Raw genomic sequence first — 16,190 nt, forward strand, 5'->3', positions numbered from 1 at the left:
GTCACCCATTACCTACAGGTGCCTTCATCATGTCGAGCTCGCGGCGGGCGGCCGGGAGGCCGAGCACGACCGGGGTGCTCGCCTTGCGCTGGCCGAGGTTCCAGCCGGCCCAGATCGCGCCGGCGTCCAGGGCGATCACGACGTCCGCCTGGTCGATGGTGGCCAGCACGTCGCGACGGCTGAGCACCCGCTCCCAGTAGGTCTTGCCGAGGTCGTTGGACGCCCGCTGGCCGCGCAGGAACTTCACCGGCGCCGAGGTTTTGATTGCCTTGGGCAACATCCGGCCGGCCACCTTGCGTGCCCGCCGGGCCCGCCACTCCACAGCCTTCACAACCCGCTTCGCCCCAGTCGGCCGCGGCTTCGCCGCAGCAGGCGGAGGGGTGGAGGCGGCAGCAGCCGCCGGGGTGGTGCCGCCCGTGGAGGCATCCGCGGTGGATGCGGCGTCGGCGTCCGCGGTGCCCGCGGTGTCGGCGTCCGCGGTGCCCGCGGCAGCGACCTCGGCGGCGGCTGGGGCGACCTTCGCCTCGTCGGCCACGACGGCCTCGGGGGCTGCGACCGCCTCGGGCGCGATGACGGCGTCCGGGGCCTCGTCGGTGGACTCGGCGACCGGTTCCGGCTCCGGGGCCGGGGCGGACGGCATCCGGCCCGGGCCGATCAGCGTGAACGTGTTGACCTTGTCGGCCACCCATGCGGACGGGGCCACCCAGCCGACGACGTCGATGGTGATGTTCTGGTCGCCGAGATCCTCACGGACCTGGTCGAAGTACGTCGGCGGCAACCGCCGCGTGGACAGCAGAACGACGTTGCTCATGCCGCCACTCCCTTCACACTCGCAGCCAGCGCCTCGATCCGCGGATCGAGCTGCAGGTCCCGCCGGTACGACGCGCCGAACTCGCGCGCCTTGGCCCGAATGCCCTCGTCCGCGGTGCGGGCCGCGTGCGCCGCCTCGATCAGCGCCGCCGCGATCGCCGCCGGCGTCACGTCCGCGACCGGGAACCACAGCGGATGACCGCGCAGTACGTCGGACGCAGCGTTCTCCGGGTCGTGCACCGACACGATCGGCAACCCGGTTGCGAGGTACTCGAACACCTTGCCGCTCGTCACGTACCGCCCCTTGCCGAGCATCAGCAGCTGGACGTCGAACTCGTCGTACGCCTTGGCGATCTCCGCCTTGCCGACCGGGCCCTCGTAGCTGACCCCGTCGTCGGCGGCGGCGTTGATCGTCGCGAGCATGTCGGCCCGCGGCTGCGCGTAGTACCCGAGGTAGCCGTGGATCTTCGCCTTCGCGCCCGCGAGCTCCTCGGACTGCTCCTTCGCAAGCTGCCAGCCCTGGACGAAGTCCGCGAGCGGCACCTTCGGCGACACCGTCCCGACGTACCCGAAGACGAGCGGACGATCGGCGACCGCGCCGCGGTCGTGGGTGTCCGGCACCAGGTCCGGGTCGAAGCCGTTGGCGACCGTGTGCATCCTGCCGGCCTGCGCCGGGTAGAGCTTCTCGTGCCACTCCTTGATCGGGTCGTTCACGAACCAGACCTCGCGAGCGGACTCGACCAGCTTCTTCTCCCAGCGCGCGGCCCGGCTGTTCGGCTCGTGCAGCCGGTCGCCGGTGAACACGTCGAGCAGCCACGCGTCGCGGTAGTCCATGACGTACGGCACCTGGAACTTCTTGTGCAGGTGGTACGCCGCGGTGAACGCGACGTGCGGGTTGGCGGTGGCGACCGTCAGGTCGACCTTGTGCGCCTTGTGGATCCGCTCCGCGGCCTTCTCGATCACCGAACGCCAGGGCCCGTACCCGCTCTCCGGGAACGGGATCTGGTCCTGCTTGGTGCGCCACTTGCTCCAGAGCTTCGGGTTCTGCGCGCGGCGCTTGGACCACTTGCGCAGGTCTGCCTCGAGGATCGGCCACTCGAACGGGACGCGGACGACCTCGACGGACGGGTCGACCCGTTCCTCGAGGGTCAGGTCCGCACCGGTGAATCGGAAGAACGTGTCGCGGTCGGCCGTCAGCACGGTCACCTTCCAGCCGAGCGCGGCGAACCGGTTGGCCGTGGCCAGTGCCCGGTAGACACCGCCGCCCCGGCAGGGCGGGAAGCCCCAGGCGACGTACAGCAGATGTGGGCGGTCGGTCATGCAGTTCCTCTTAAGAGATTGAGAATCGCGTCGGCCAGGTCGTCGTACGGCGTGGTCGTGGGCAGATGGTCGGTCGCCCACTGCAGCGCGTGGTCGCGCAGCTTCTCCAGCTCTCCGGGGTCCGCGGACCAGCGCCGCAGGGTCTCGGACGCCTCCGCCACCGAGTCCACCAGGACTCCGCCACCGGACTCCTCGATCACCTTCGTCTGCCGGGGCAGGCGGGTGGAGAGCACGGGAAGACCGCTGGCGAGGTACTCGTAGATCTTGGACGGCATCGCTTCCACGAACGCCGGGGTCGGCTGGAGCATGGCGAGGCTCGCCCAGGCGCCGTGCGCGATCCGCCAGGCGTCGGCGGGTGGCTGGCGCCCGTGCAGCCGGACGCGGCCGGCCAGGTCGGCCTGCGCGATCCGGCCCTCGAGCTCGTCCCGGTCCGACGGCGCGACCGGGCCGATCAGGTCGAGAGACCAGTCCGTCGCCGCGGCGACGGTCTCGACCATGTCGAACAGTCCACGGCTGGTGCGCAGGTCGCCGACGTACACCGCGCGCGGTGCGCCGGTCGGGGGGGACGGCGCCAGGAAACCGTGATCAGGAAGGTTCTGCACCACGATGCGGTGCTTCGCCTGGTGCGGGGCGAGGTGCGAGTCGGCGACCACGGTCAGGTCGGCCCCCGCGGCCAGCTTCGACCCCGCGCGGACGATCAGCCGGGCCGGCAGCCCCGCCGGGCCCTGCGCCCAGGCACGGTCGGCCAGCAGCCGCTCGTAGTCCTCGTGCACGTCGACGACGAACTTGCGCCGGCGCAGCGTGGTGACCAGGCGGGTGACCGGGATCATGTCCGGGTCGACCGTCATCACCACCTTGGCGTTGGTCCGCCACGGCAGCACGGCGGTCCGGGCCAGCCGCTGCACCAGATTGCCGCGCGGTCCGGCGTGCACGACCGCCCCGGCCGGCCCGCCCTCGGCGTCACCGAGACCCCACAGCTCGACACTGATGTCGCGCTGCCTCAGGGCCGCGGTGATCTTGTGCAGGCGCGCGTCGGCCACGTCGTGACCGGTCGTGATGATCCCCACGTCCGGCGCCGTACTGCGAGACATTGGTCAGAGGTCCTCGAGTGAGACGGATTCCGCTTCGCCGACCTGCAGGAACTTGGTGTACGCCGCGATCACCTCGTTGGGCTCGCCGCGCATCATCAGCTTGCCCTTGTGCAGCCAGATGCAGTCGTTGCAGAGCTCGCGGACGCTGCTCATCGCGTGGCTGACCAGGAACATCGTGCGGCTGTTGGTGACCAGCTCGCTCATCTTCGCCGCGGCCTTGGTCTTGAACGACGCGTCACCGGCGGACAGCGCCTCGTCGATCAGCAGGATGTCGGGGTCCATGTGCACCGCGACGGAGAACGCCAGCCGGCTGAACATGCCGGAGGAGTACGTCCGCATCGGCATCTCCATGAAGTCGCCGAGCTCGGCGAACTCCGCGATCTCCTCGTACCGCGCCTGGATCTCCTTGCGGCTCAGGCCGGCCGCGAGGCCGCCGAGGACGACGTTCTCCCGGCCGGACAGTGCCGCGTTGAAGCCGACACCGAGCGACAGCAGCGTGGAGACCCGGCCGTGCACCTCGATCCGGCCGGAGGTCGGCGGCAGGATGCCGGCGATCGAACGCATCAGCGTCGACTTGCCGGCGCCGTTCGCGCCGATGATGCCGATCGTGGTGCCGTGGTCGACGTCGAAGGACACGTTCTGGACGGCCTTGACCTCGCGCACCGCGCGCTCGCCGCGGCCGAACCGGACGATCGCGCTCTTGAACGTCGGCACCCGCTCGAACGTGGTCCGGTAGGTGATGGAGACGTCCTGCACCTTGACGGCGGGAATTCCCGACGGGGTCTTCTGCATCGGCTTCTTCTCGGTCTCAGAGACGGACAACGAACTCACGCTCCCTCGACATGAAGAACAACGCGCCGATGAGGAACGCGACCACCGCCCAGAAGCCGGCCCCGAGCCACATCTCCAGGTTCGGGATCCTGCCCTTGACGAGCAGATCGGTCCAGCCGCCCAGCAGGGTGTACAGCGGGTTGAACTGGATGAAGCCCTTGAACTTCGCCGGGGCGTCCTCGGCGAACCACAGCACCGGCGACAGGTACAGCCAGATCCGGACGAAGTACGGCAGGAAGCTCGTGGTGTCCCGGAAGTACACCTGCAGGGCCGCGAAGATCATGCCCATGCCGGCGGCGAAGACCGTCAGCATGATCAGGAACGCCGGGGCCAGCAGCATCTGCCAGTGCAGCGGCTGACGCATCACCAGGTGGATGACGAGGTAGACACCCAAGGTCGGCAGGAACCGGAAGAACGCCGTCCGGACCGCGGACAACGGCAGCAGCATCCGCGGGAACGACATGTTCATCAGCAGCTTGCCGCCGCCGACCACGCTCGCCGCGCCGGCCGTCATCGCACCGGAGAAGTAGTAGAAAGCGAACAGACCGCCGCACATGTGAGCGAACCGCAAGGAGGCGTCCTGCTTGGCAGCACCACCGGCGATGATGTCGACCAGCAGGTAGTAAACCGCCGCCAGCAGCAGCGGGTTCAGTACCAGCCACACCTGTCCGAAGAAGGTGTTCGTGTTGGCCGCCCGGATACTCGTCCGGGACATCTCCGCCGCGAACTCACGCCGCTGCCACAGTGCCTTGAAGTAGGGGCGCAGTGCGGGCAGGCCGACCTTGTGTGGTTCGTACACGTGCACCGACGGGTTGAACTCCTCGTCGACGCTAGTCGCGTTCATTCAGGCGATGCCTCTCTCTGCCGGAAGTTGGATCCACGATGGCCGATCACCTGGGTTTCAGTGGTCACCGCCCGGGGTACGGCAGCGTGCCACGCAGACCGGGAAGCAGAGTAGCGGATCCGCTCGGACGCAGACGACACAGCGGTCCTCCTTAGTGAGCAACGACGTACGGACGGCTACCAAACGTCGTGCCCCGCTGCGTCCACAACACCTGCGTCGTCCTTCGCCGATCGTTATCCGGAATATACATTTGACAGCCGACGACGGCCAAAACGCCTTCCAGCCAAGTCAAATCGCGGTCAATTACTGGTACGACGCTACGCGCGGAACCGAAGTTGGCGTGACCTGCCACACCGGGCGCGGTAACAGAGGACGGCGCCTGGGGCACGTGTTACTGACGGGACCCCGGGAGGTGCGGGTCCGGGACGTGACACGCAACACCACGTCCGCGCTTCCCCATGGACAGCCTCACCATCCACGGAGCACCCGGCTGCACCTCCCGGAGGTCCGTCGTCGATCCAGGGGCAGCTCCGCGATGGGCGGAAGCGGAGCGCCGGACCGGATCGATCGGCACGATGACCAGGGCGGCGGTCATCGCACGGAGGCCGGCGGAGCGCGGCGCGACATGGGGCGGAACGGGTCGCATCAGGCACTCCTCCTCATCGGCCTCACGATTGGAGATGCCACAGTTTGTACACCCTCCGGCACAGCCGGTGATGGCACGGAAGTGCGAGGGCACCGATGCGCCGGGATCGAGACCCAACCGAAACAGCCTCCGCTGACGAGACAGCGAACACGGGCCAGAATTGGAACAGCAGCCCGGCGGCGCTCAGGTGGTCCGTCGCCGGGCTGCTGGACCTCAATTCTCGCTCACGACTGCGCGGAAATGGTGGCCAGATGGTGACACGGCACAAGAATGCTGACAGGACAACAAATATCGCTGCGTGCGTACACCTCGACACGGACAGTGCCAACAGCGCTGGATCTGCCCCTCTACCCTGGAGGGACGGTAGCCGTCGGTGACAGCACTCGGAAGGGAGGGGATCGTCGTGAGCACCACGGACACGGAGCGTGCCGACCACCTGAGGGTGCTCGGGCTCAGCGACGACGAGATCAGGGTCTACCAGCACCTGCTGCGGACCGGGCCGTCGTCGATCACCGAACTGGACGATGCGGTCCCCGACCGCGAGCACTCGATCGACAGCGCCCTCGGAGGGCTGGTGCAGGCCGGTCTGGCACGCAGGTCCGGCTCGGATCACGCCCGCTACCTGCCGGTGCCGCCGGACGCCGGGCTGGAGGCCCTCACGCTGCGCCGTGAGTCGGAACTGAAGCAGGCCCGCATCGACGTCCTGAACGCGTACGACGAGTTCCGCCGGACCGTGCACAACGAGTCCACCACGCACCTGATCGAGGTGGTCACCGGCAGCGCGATCGTCGAGCGGATCCACCAGATCAAGGGCGGCGCCCAGCGCGAGATCCTGGCCATCGACTCCCCGCCGTACTACATCGGCGGCCCGAACCAGGAGGAGATCGACCACCTGAAGCGCGGGGTCGCCTACCGGGTCGTGTACTCACCGGAGTCCGTCGAGGTGCCCGGCTACCTGACCGAGAACATCCTCCCCTGCGTCGAGGCGGGTGAGCAGGCTCGCGTGCTGCCCGACGTACCGGCGAAGCTGACGATCATCGACGGGTCGATCGCCTACGTGTCGATGTCGGTGCGCGACACCGAGGTGAACCGGTCACTGCTGATCATCCGCCCGAGCAGCCTGCTGACCGCGTTGATCGGGATGTTCGAGCTGTGCTGGCGCAACGCGCTGCCGCTGCACGCCTCGGTCGGCGCCGAGGACGACCGCCTGGAGCCGATCGAACGCCGGCTGCTCGCCCTGCTGGCGACCGGGGCGGCGGACGACACCATCGCCCGCACGCTCGGCATCAGCCGCCGGACGTTCTTCCGCTACCTGGAACGCCTGATGAACCGCACCGGCGCCAGCACCCGCTTCCAGCTAGCCCTCCACGCCGCCCGAGAGAACTGGCTGTAGACAGCAACTGGGGACCGTGAACACCTGGTCAGGTGTTCACGGTCCCCATTGCGTGTCCGGGATCAGGCCTCGGCCGGGATGAACTCCTTGGCGACGACCTCGGCGATCTGCGCCGTGTTGAGCGCCGCGCCCTTGCGGAGGTTGTCGCCGCAGACGAACAGCTCCAGCGCGTTCGGGTCGTCGAGCGACTTGCGGATCCGGCCGACCCAGGTCGGGTCCGTACCCACCACGTCCGCCGGCGTCGGGAACTCACCCTCGGCCGGGTTGTCGAACAGCAGCACGCCCGGCGCGTCCCGCAGTACCTCGCGGGCGCCGTCGGCGTCGACCTCCTGCACGAAGCGGGCGTGCACCGACAACGAGTGCGTGGTGACGACCGGGACGCGCACACAGGTCGCGGACACCTTCAGGTCCGGCAGGCCGAGGATCTTGCGGGACTCGTTGCGGACCTTCATCTCCTCGGACGACCAGCCGTCGTCCTTCAGCGAGCCGGCCCACGGTACGACGTTGAGCGCCAGCGGGGCCGGGAACGGGCCGAGGTCGTTGCCGACCACGCGCCGCACGTCGCCCGGCGTACTGCCGAGCTCACGGTTGCCCGACACCTTGGTGAGCTGGTCGTACAGCGCGTCGATGCCGGCCTGCCCGGCGCCGGACGCGGCCTGGTACGACGCCACCACGAGCTGCTCGAGCTCGTAGCGGTGGTGCAGCGCGCCCATCGCGACGATCATCGACAGGGTCGTGCAGTTCGGGTTGGCGATGATGCCCTTCGGCCGGTTCCGGGCCGCTTCGGCGTTCACCTCGGGGACCACCAGCGGGACGTCCGGGTCCATCCGGAAGGCGCCGGAGTTGTCCACCACGACGGCACCCTTGGCGGCCGCGACCGGGGCCCACTGCGCGGACACCTCGTCCGGTACGTCGAACATCGCCACGTCGATGCCGTCGAAGGCGTCCTCGCTGATCGCGACGACCTCGACCTCCTCGCCGCGGACCTGGAGCCGCTTGCCCGCGGAGCGCTCGGAGGCGATCAGCCGGATCTCGCCCCAGACGTTCTGCCTGGTCGAGAGCAGGGTCAGCATCACCGACCCGACGGCGCCGGTAGCACCGACCACCGCCAGGGAGGGCAGCCCCGTCCGGTCCTCGATCGTGTTCTCCACAGCGCTCACAGGGGTCACCGTCCCGTTCCTCCGTACACGACAGCCTGGGTGTGCTCGTCGTCCAGATCGAATGCGGTGTGCGCCGCGGTCACGGCGGCATCCACCAGGTTCTCGTCCACGACCACCGAGATCCGGATCTCCGAGGTGGAGATCATCTCGATGTTCACGCCGGCGTCGGCCAGCGCGGAGAAGAACTTTGCCGACACGCCCGGGTGCGAGCGCATTCCGACGCCGACGACGGAGACCTTTCCGATCTGGTCGTCGTACAGCAACTGCTCGTAACCGACCTCGTCCTTCATCCGCGCCAGCGCGGACATCGCCCGGGCGCCGTCGGCGCGCGGGAGGGTGAAGGAGATGTCGGTACGGTTCGTGGCCACCGCCGACACGTTCTGCACGATCATGTCGATGTTGGTGTCGGCGCCGGCGACCGTCTCGAAGATCCGGGCCGCCTCACCGGGCTTGTCCGGCACACCGACCACGGTGATCTTGGCCTCGCCGCGGTCCTGCACGACGCCGGAGATGATCGCCTGTTCCATCTGATCCAGTTCCTTCGCATCGACGACCCAGGTGCCTTCCTTCTGCGAGAAGGAGGAACGCACATGGACGGGGACGTTGTAGCGCCGCGCGTACTCGACGCAGCGCAGGTGCAGCACCTTGGCGCCGCAGGCGGCCATCTCGAGCATCTCCTCGTAGGAGATCTTCGGGATCTGTTTCGCGGCCGGCACGATCCGCGGGTCCGCGGTGAAGATGCCGTCCACGTCGGTGTAGATCTCGCAGTACTCGGCCTCCAGCGACGCGGCCAGCGCGACCGCGGTGGTGTCGGAGGCGCCGCGGCCCATCGTGGTGATGTCCTTGGTGTCCTGGGCGACGCCCTGGAACCCGGCCACGATCGCAACGTGGCCCTCCGACAGCGCTTCCTCGATCCGGCCCGGCGTGATGTCGATGATCCGGGCGTTGCCGTGCGCGGAGGTGGTGATCACACCGGCCTGCGAGCCGGTGAAGCTGCGCGCCTCGTAACCCAGGTTGGCGATCGCCATCGCCAGCAGCGCGGCCGAGATCCGCTCACCCGAGGTGAGCAGCATGTCGAGCTCGCGCGGCGGCGGCAGCGGTGAGACCTGCTGGGCCAGGTCCATCAGTTCGTCGGTGGTGTCGCCCATCGCGGAGATGACGACCACCACGTCGTTCCCGGCCTTCTTCGTCGCGACGATCCGTTGGGCCACACGCTTGATGCAATCGGCGTCGGCGACCGAAGAACCGCCGTACTTGTGTACGACGCGTCCCACAGGTGTGTCTCCTCAAACCACTGGTTGCGGTACGCCGTGCGGCGTTGCACCAGGCGTAGTCGTTCGCTTCATTCTAGCCGTGACCTGACCGTTGCCTACCGGCTGACCAGCACCCGGTCCGCCCCGTCCGGCGGATCCTCGTCACCGCCGGAGGTTCCCCGGGAGAGCCCGGCGCCGCCGGGAAACCGTCCGGCTACTTGTTCATATAAGTCTTCGCTGAAATACTGTACCGGTGCACGCGTTCGACATTCTCGGCGACCCGGTCCGGCGCCGGATCCTGGAGCTGCTCGCCGACGGCGAGCTGCCGGCGGGCAGCATCGCCGGCGCCATCGGCGCGGAGTTCGGCATCAGCCAGCCGGCCGTCTCCCAGCATCTGAAGGTGCTGCGCGACAACGGATTCGCGACGGTGACCATCGACGGGACCCGGCGGCTGTACGCCGTCGACCCGGGCCCGCTGCGCGAGATCGACTCCTGGCTGGACCGGTACCGCAAGTTCTGGATCAACCGTCTGGACGCGCTGGAGACCGAGCTGCACCGCGGGCGCCGCGAATCCTGAAAACCTTCTCCGCTTCGGCTGCATCTGGGTTGGTAGGAACACCCAGAGGAGTAGCGGATGCGGAACATCGTCGCCAGGTTGTGCATGTCCGAGGACGGCATCGTGGAGCGGCCGGAGCAGTGGCTGCCACGCCAGGCGCTCGGCCAGTTGATGCCCGGGAGCGGGTCGGTGCTGTTCGGCCGCCTGACGTTCGAGCGGTACGCCGGTTCGCTCGGCACACTGGAGAACACCCGAAACCTCGTGGTCGGATCCCGGCCCGTGATCGCGCGGCCGGGCACCGAACTGCTGCAGGGCGACACCCGCCGGGTGCTGACCGCACTGAAGTCCGTGCCGGGCGAGGACCTGCACGTGATCGGCAGCCTGACACTGGTCCGCTCGCTGCTGCGGTGGCGCCTGGTCGACGAGATGTCGCTCCTCATCCACCCGGTCGCAGCGGGCCGCGGTACGTTGCTGGATCGTCGGCAGCTTCGGCTGATCTCGATGTGCGCCCGCGACGGCGGCGTACTGGAGGCGAACTACCGCGTGCGTTACGCCGCGACCGCCGCGCCGTCGGCTGCACTCATGTCGACCGGACGGTGGGGCGGCACCCGAAGCAGGGACAGGGTCGCGAGTACGCCGAGGACCGCCGTCAGGACCCACGCGTAGCGCACCCCGAACGCCTCGACCACCGCACCGGCCACGGCAGATCCGACCGCGGCGCCGACCATGCCACCGCTCTGCGTCCACCCGAAGATCTCGGTGTGCGCGGACCGCGGGGTCAGCTCGCCGATCCGCTCGTACACGGCCGCGATCGTCGGCGCGATCAGGCAACCGGCGGCGAACATCATGATCGCGAGCGCCACCACGGACGAGGTCACGAACACGCAGCCGACGACCAGGACGGTGAGCCCCAGCATCCGGCGCCAGACGTACGAGTTGCGCCGGCCGGGCAGGGCGCCGTTGACGACACCACCGGTGACGCTGCCGATCGCGGCGACCATCTCGAGCACACCCGCGATCAGCCGGTTCCCGTGGTGGTCGGCGACGGCGACCATCCCGAGCGACATCGCGGCGAACCCCATCACCAGGCACGCCCACGCGAACAACAGCGCCGTACGGTGCGGATGGAACAGCAGTTCGCGCGCCGTCGGTCGCGGCTCGGCGTTCCCGTCGTGGAACGTCCCAGGCTGCTGATTCATCCCGAACCACCAGATGCTCGCGGCCGCGGTCACGGCGCAGGCGAGCAGACCGGCGCGGGGGCTGGCGAAGCTGACGATCACCGCACCTGACATCGGGCCGATGACGAACAACAGCTCCTGTGCGGTGGCGTCCAGCGAGTAGACCGCGCGGAGCCGGGAGCCGTGGACCAGCCGTGGCCAGTTGGCGCGTAGCGCGGAGGTGACCGGTGCGACGAAAACACCCGCCAGCGCTGCCGCCAGCGGGAGTGCTCGGTACCAGCTGTACGGCAGCAACGCGACGACGGCCATCATCGCGGCCCAGGCCATGCCTGTGCCGATCACGACCTTGCGAGCACCCCGCCGGTCCGCCATCCGGGACCAGACGACGCTTGCTACCGCGGTACCGACCGAGTACGCGCCCGCCACCACGCCGGCCCAGCCGAAGTTGCCGGACGCATCCTTGGCCAGGAAGGCCAGCGGGACCATCGTCGCCAGCACCGGCAGCCGCGCGATCAGCGCCGAGGCGAGCAGCGCCATCACGCCACGGGTCTTCCAGAGGTCGCGGTACGCCGACAGGTCCATGAGCTGCATTCTTTCCTGACATCGACGGACACCGCCTCGGGAATTCTCCCTATCTCATTTTGTCCTCGGTCTATGCGAACATATGTTCGTGTCCGAGCAGCGCGCCGCGACGATTCTGCATGCCGATCTGGACGCGTTCTACGCGTCGGTCGAGCAGCGGGACGACCCGCGCCTGCGCGGCCGGCCGGTGATCGTCGGCGCCGGCGTGGTGCTCGCCTGCAGCTACGAGGCCAAGGCGTTCGGCGTGCGCACCGCGATGAACGGTGGGCAGGCGTTGCGCCGCTGCCCCGGTGCGATCGTGGTCGAGCCGCGGATGTCGGCGTACTCCGACGCCAGCAAGGCGGTGTTCAAGGTCTTCGAGGACACGACGCCGCTGGTGGAGGGGTTGTCGATCGACGAGGCGTTCCTCGACGTGGGCGGCCTGCGGAAGATCCGCGGTACGCCGGTCGAGATCGCCACCCGGTTGCGGGCCGAGGTGCTGTCGAAGGTCGGACTGCCGATCACGGTCGGGGTCGCGCGGACGAAGTTCCTGGCGAAGGTGGCGAGCGGGGTCGCGAAGCCGAACGGTCTGCTCGAGGTCGCGCCCGAGCGGGAGCTGGAATTCCTGCATCCGCTGGACGTCTCGCGGTTGTGGGGTGTCGGCGAGGTGACCGCGGAGAAGTTGCGGAACCGCGGGCTCACCAAGGTCGGCGACGTCGCGATGCTGCCCGAGGCGGCGCTGGTCGCAATGCTCGGGCGGGCGTCCGGGCGGCACCTGCACGCGCTTGCGCACAACCGCGATCCGCGCCCGATCGAGGTCGGCCGCCGGCGCCGGTCGATCGGATCGCAACGGGCGTTGGGGCGCTCGCCGAAGTCACCGGCCACGCTGGACGCGGTGCTGGCCGGCCTGGTCGACCGCGTCACCCGCCGGATGCGCTCCGCGGGCCGCTCCGGCCGGACCGTGACGTTGCGGCTGCGCTTCGACGACTTCACCCGCGCGACCCGGTCCCACACGTTGCCCCAGGCAACCGATCAGACGCGCGCGATCCTGGTCACCGCCCGCGCCCTGCTGCGCGCCGCGCACCCACTGATCGCCGCCCAGGGCCTCACCATGATCGGCATCTCGGTCGGCAACCTGGAGAACGAGGCGGCTCTCCAACTGGCCCTCCCGTTCGACAAGGCCGCCAACAACGAGCTCGACAACGCCCTCGACCAGGTCAAGGACAAGTTCGGCACCAACGCCATCACCCGAGGCATCCTCCTCGGCAAATCCCAGGGCCTCGAAATGCCGATGCTGCCGGATTAGGACCGCGGGTAGCCGATCTCGGCGATTCCGTCCGTGAGGTCGCTCAGGCGGCGCTGGGGGTTGAGTGAGGTCACGACGTACTCCGTGAGGGGCATCAGGGCGTAGACGTGACGGATCGGCTCGAGGTCCAGGGCGCGCTCGTAGTAGTCCTCGGCGAAGGTCAGGTACGCCTCGGGACGGCCGTCCGCGACCAGCTCGAACAACCAGTCCGCCCCATCGGCGTCCGCGTTCTCCACCGGTCCGCAGCGCCAGGCCGTGTCATCCGTCGTACGCCAGAAGCACACGGTCGCTCGCGGCGCGCCCAGCGGGTCCCAGAACGCCTTGTCGTCCCGCTGTGCGTGGAGCCTGTCCGGTACGCCGTCCAGCAGGCCGGGCCAGGGCACCATGTCGTTCCCGTACGGCGACATGGGCGACTCATGGTCGAACCCGTAGGCGAACACGCCGTCCGGCGAGAACACCATCGAGTACTCGTTGCCCATCCCGTCCCGCATCAGCGCGGCTTCCTCGGTCGCGGACCAGCGCGCGTCGAACTCGTAGTACCTGGTCCGCGCGTCGTCGTTCAGCACCAGATCGAGCACCGCGAGCGCCCGGCTCACCCGCCGTACGACAGCCGGCTCGGGCAGCCGGCGCACCAGCTCGTGAACAGCCACCACGCGTCAGCGGCGCTGAACGGCTTCCTCGGCGACCTCGACGAGCTCGCGGTCAGTCGCCTCGGTCTCCGCGTCGTGCGCCGGCTCGAGCCGGTCGTGCGCGATCAGCGACTGGATCGCCCGCAGTACCGCGCTGGCCGCCGCACCCCAGGTGGAGACGTACGAGAACTGCCACCACCAGAGCGCCTCGACGATCCGGCCGTCCTCGTAGTGCGCGAGGCCGTGCACCAGATCGGTCGCGATCGCGGTGAGGTCGTCGGAGAGCCGGTTGACGGTGATCTCCGGCGGCGCGGCGTACGGGTCGAAGACCTCGGCGTACTCGTCCAGGCCCTCGAACAGCACCGCCAGCCGGTCCCGCATCGCGTCCAGATCGGGGTCCGGTCCGGCGTCGCTCTCGAAGCGCTCCTCCGGGACGAAGTCCTCGAACGCGCCGAGCCGGCCGCCGGCGAGCAGCAACTGGCTCACCTCGAGCAGCAGGTACGGCAGCGAGGCGAGGCCCTCGTCGACCCCGTCCTCGTCCGGTTGCGCGGCGATGTCCCGCACCGAGATGAGGAAGCTCCGGACCTGGTCGGCGATCTGCTCGGCGAACTCGGTCAGGTCCTCGCTGTCGGTGCCCAAAGCGCGTTCCGCAATATCTGTTGGTTCAGTCATCGATTGATCGTCGCCCTTCAAACGCCCGTCCGAGTGTGACCTCGTCGGCGTACTCGAGATCACCGCCTACAGGAAGTCCACTAGCCAATCGGGTGACGCGCAAGCCCATGGGCCGCAGCAAGCGGCTCAGGTACGTCGCCGTGGCCTCACCCTCGAGGTTCGGATCGGTGGCCAGGATGATCTCGGTCACCTCGCCACCGGCCAGCCGCTGGAGGAGTTCTTTGATGCGCAGCTCGTCCGGCCCGATGCCCTCGATCGGCGAGATCGCGCCGCCGAGCACGTGGTACCGGCCACGGAACTCGCGGGTGCGCTCGATCGCGACGACGTCCTTGGCCTCCTCGACCACGCAGATCAGGCCCAGGTCGCGGCGCGGGTCCCGGCAGATCCGGCACTGCACGTCCTCCGCGACGTTGCCGCAGATCTCGCAGAACTTGACCTTCTCCTTCACCTGCACGAGCACATGCGCAAGCCGTCGTACGTCGGTCTCGTCGGCCGCGAGCAGGTGGAACGCGATCCGCTGCGCGGACTTCGGTCCCACGCCGGGCAACCGCCCCAGCTCGTCGATGAGATCCTGAACGGCCCCCTCGTACACGTCAGCCCGGGTTCTGACCGGCGTCGCCGGCCGTGCTTCCCGGGTTCACGAACCCGACTCCACCGCGGTTGTCCGCGCCCGGGCGTGCCTGACCCGTGCCGGCCGGGCCTGCGTTGGCCGGGCCGTCGTTGTCCTGGCCGCCGCTCGGCCGACCTGTCTGGGGGCCTTCGTCTCCGTCGGCGTCGTCACCGGACTCGACCGCGGGTCGTGCGCCGGGCAGGCCGAAGCCGGCCGGCGCGGACGAACCGCCGCCGGGCGCTCCACCGAACCCGGGGAAGCCACCCTCGCCACCGAACGCGCCGCCCAGCCCACCGGCGAGCGGACCCATCGCGGCGGCCGCGGCCTGCTTCGCGTTCTCCGAGGCGTCCCGCACCGCGGCGACGATCAGGTCGGCCAGCGTCTCGGTGTCGTCCGGATCCACGGCTTCCTTCTTGATGGTCAGGCTGAGCAGCTCACCCGTGCCGGACACCAGGGCGGTCACCAGACCGCCACCGGCCGAGCCCTCGATCTCCTGACCTTCCAGGTCGGCCTGCGCCTCCATCAACTGGTTCTGCATCGCCTGCGCCTGCGCGAGCAGGTTGGACATGTCGAAGCCCCCAGCACCGCCACCGTCGAACACCGCGATCTCCTCGTCCCAACCGCTCGTGACTACCCCGGGCCTCAACACTAGCCGGTCCCGCGGACAGCCCCAGCCACACCCAGAAACCGACCGGTCTCCCCACTAGTATCCACAGCCCTGTGGACAGACTTGTCCACAGGGCTGTGGATACTGTGGATACCCTCAGTGCGCGGTCCCCACCCGGCTGTGGATTCCTGCCGGCCCTGCTCGGCGCGGTTCGCTCAAGCGCGTTCGAGGATCTCCTGGAGTACTGCGAGGTTGGCGGCGACCGCAGACTTGATCGGACGCAGCGCGATCGGCGCCACGAGAGCCAGGTGCCGCGGCGGCTGCAGCTCGATCGTGTTGGTCAGGGTGGTCGCGTTCCCCTCCGCGCGGAGTGCGTAGCTGATCCGCGCAGGCAGGGAGTTCAGCGTTCCGGTCAGGCTGAGACCCCGGTCAGGAGCGAACTCGGTGACCTCGAGGGTTTCCTCGCTGTGGGCCGGGATCGTCCGCGTCTGCAGGTACCGCGAACCGACGCCGACCGGTCCGCTGGTGATCTTCCGGGTCTCACCGATCGCATAGTTCCATCGGGGCAGGTTCTCGAGATCAGCCAAGTACGCGAACACCGCGGCCGGTGGTCGGTCGATCGTGATCGTGTTGGTGAATCGCATCTGCCGCTCCGCCCCTCACCGTGACGTCTCGGGTAGCAGCCACTGGTCGATGGGCCAGTCTTCGCCTTCGACCTCCGCG

17 protein-coding genes are annotated in these 16,190 nt (G+C 69.0%); 4 read left to right on the forward strand and 13 right to left on the reverse strand.

All coding sequences use genetic code 11. The features are described 5' to 3' along the window. Nucleotide 1 precedes the first annotated feature (1 nt). From BJY22_RS03600 to BJY22_RS03620, 5 genes are read right to left on the reverse strand one after another with little or no spacing between them, the layout of a single operon-like run. A complete protein-coding gene (locus BJY22_RS03600) occupies nucleotides 2-811 on the reverse strand; it encodes a hypothetical protein (RefSeq protein ID WP_167203741.1) in 810 nt (269 codons plus the stop codon). Further along, nucleotides 808-2,130, reverse strand: coding sequence for a glycosyltransferase (locus BJY22_RS03605; protein ID WP_238350284.1), 1,323 nt, complete (start codon nucleotides 2,128-2,130; stop codon nucleotides 808-810). The genes BJY22_RS03600 and BJY22_RS03605 overlap by 4 nt, the downstream gene beginning before the upstream one ends. Next, nucleotides 2,127-3,221, reverse strand: coding sequence for a glycosyltransferase (locus tag BJY22_RS03610; protein ID WP_167203742.1), 1,095 nt, complete (start codon nucleotides 3,219-3,221; stop codon nucleotides 2,127-2,129). Before BJY22_RS03610 ends, BJY22_RS03605 begins: the two co-directional genes overlap by 4 nt. 3 nt (nucleotides 3,222-3,224) lie before the next feature. Continuing rightward, nucleotides 3,225-4,043: an ABC transporter ATP-binding protein gene (locus BJY22_RS03615; RefSeq protein ID WP_238350285.1), complete on the reverse strand. Its 819-nt coding sequence runs from the start codon at nucleotides 4,041-4,043 to the stop codon at nucleotides 3,225-3,227. Next, nucleotides 4,030-4,896: an ABC transporter permease gene (locus tag BJY22_RS03620; protein WP_167203743.1), complete on the reverse strand. Its 867-nt coding sequence runs from the start codon at nucleotides 4,894-4,896 to the stop codon at nucleotides 4,030-4,032. Before BJY22_RS03620 ends, BJY22_RS03615 begins: the two co-directional genes overlap by 14 nt. A gap of 1,049 nt (nucleotides 4,897-5,945) precedes the next feature. Between BJY22_RS03620 and BJY22_RS03625 the strand changes: the two genes are divergently transcribed. After that, a complete protein-coding gene (locus BJY22_RS03625) occupies nucleotides 5,946-6,935 on the forward strand; it encodes a helix-turn-helix domain-containing protein (protein WP_167203744.1) in 990 nt (329 codons plus the stop codon). 62 nt (nucleotides 6,936-6,997) lie between these two features. Here the strand turns inward: BJY22_RS03625 and BJY22_RS03630 are convergent, their stop codons facing one another. Beyond that, nucleotides 6,998-8,104 (reverse strand): aspartate-semialdehyde dehydrogenase, encoded by a 1,107-nt coding sequence (locus BJY22_RS03630; protein WP_337758131.1) that lies wholly within the window; start codon nucleotides 8,102-8,104, stop codon nucleotides 6,998-7,000. Then, nucleotides 8,101-9,369 carry an aspartate kinase gene (locus BJY22_RS03635; protein ID WP_167203745.1) on the reverse strand — a complete coding sequence of 423 codons (1,269 nt, stop codon included), beginning with the start codon at nucleotides 9,367-9,369 and terminating at the stop codon, nucleotides 8,101-8,103. Before BJY22_RS03635 ends, BJY22_RS03630 begins: the two co-directional genes overlap by 4 nt. 232 nt (nucleotides 9,370-9,601) lie before the next feature. On the opposite strand from BJY22_RS03635, the gene BJY22_RS03640 reads away from it, so the two are divergent. Beyond that, nucleotides 9,602-9,925: a metalloregulator ArsR/SmtB family transcription factor gene (locus BJY22_RS03640; RefSeq protein WP_167203746.1), complete on the forward strand. Its 324-nt coding sequence runs from the start codon at nucleotides 9,602-9,604 to the stop codon at nucleotides 9,923-9,925. A 57-nt stretch (nucleotides 9,926-9,982) separates the two neighbouring features. Next, nucleotides 9,983-10,570: a dihydrofolate reductase family protein gene (locus BJY22_RS03645; protein ID WP_167203747.1), complete on the forward strand. Its 588-nt coding sequence runs from the start codon at nucleotides 9,983-9,985 to the stop codon at nucleotides 10,568-10,570. On the opposite strand, the gene BJY22_RS03650 is transcribed toward BJY22_RS03645, so the two are convergent. Then, nucleotides 10,453-11,673, reverse strand: coding sequence for an MFS transporter (locus tag BJY22_RS03650; protein ID WP_167203748.1), 1,221 nt, complete (start codon nucleotides 11,671-11,673; stop codon nucleotides 10,453-10,455). The two genes, BJY22_RS03645 and BJY22_RS03650, sit on opposite strands and share 118 nt — an antisense overlap. Before the next feature lie 73 nt (nucleotides 11,674-11,746). On the opposite strand from BJY22_RS03650, the gene dinB reads away from it, so the two are divergent. After that, entirely contained in the window at nucleotides 11,747-12,949 is a 1,203-nt protein-coding gene (gene dinB, locus BJY22_RS03655; protein ID WP_167203749.1) for a DNA polymerase IV, read from the forward strand. Here dinB and BJY22_RS03660 read toward each other — a convergent pair. The 5 genes from BJY22_RS03660 to BJY22_RS03680 form a co-directional block, all read right to left on the reverse strand. Continuing rightward, the gene (locus BJY22_RS03660; protein ID WP_167203750.1) at nucleotides 12,946-13,599 is read right to left on the reverse strand and encodes a hypothetical protein; all 654 of its coding nucleotides are present in this window, start codon (nucleotides 13,597-13,599) and stop codon (nucleotides 12,946-12,948) included. The two genes, dinB and BJY22_RS03660, sit on opposite strands and share 4 nt — an antisense overlap. A 6-nt stretch (nucleotides 13,600-13,605) precedes the next feature. Next, entirely contained in the window at nucleotides 13,606-14,250 is a 645-nt protein-coding gene (locus tag BJY22_RS03665) for a DUF5063 domain-containing protein (protein WP_167203751.1), read from the reverse strand. Further along, a complete protein-coding gene (gene recR, locus BJY22_RS03670; protein WP_167203752.1) occupies nucleotides 14,243-14,842 on the reverse strand; it encodes a recombination mediator RecR in 600 nt (199 codons plus the stop codon). Before recR ends, BJY22_RS03665 begins: the two co-directional genes overlap by 8 nt. A gap of 1 nt (nucleotide 14,843) precedes the next feature. Next, the gene (locus BJY22_RS42830) at nucleotides 14,844-15,461 is read right to left on the reverse strand and encodes a YbaB/EbfC family nucleoid-associated protein (RefSeq protein ID WP_337758132.1); all 618 of its coding nucleotides are present in this window, start codon (nucleotides 15,459-15,461) and stop codon (nucleotides 14,844-14,846) included. A 221-nt stretch (nucleotides 15,462-15,682) separates the two neighbouring features. Next, complete coding sequence (locus BJY22_RS03680; protein WP_167203753.1) at nucleotides 15,683-16,111, reverse strand: SRPBCC family protein; 429 nt, start codon at nucleotides 16,109-16,111, stop codon at nucleotides 15,683-15,685. Nucleotides 16,112-16,190: the final 79 nt, after the last annotated feature.

This window comes from Kribbella shirazensis (genome assembly GCF_011761605.1).
GTDB lineage: Bacteria > Actinomycetota > Actinomycetes > Propionibacteriales > Kribbellaceae > Kribbella > Kribbella shirazensis.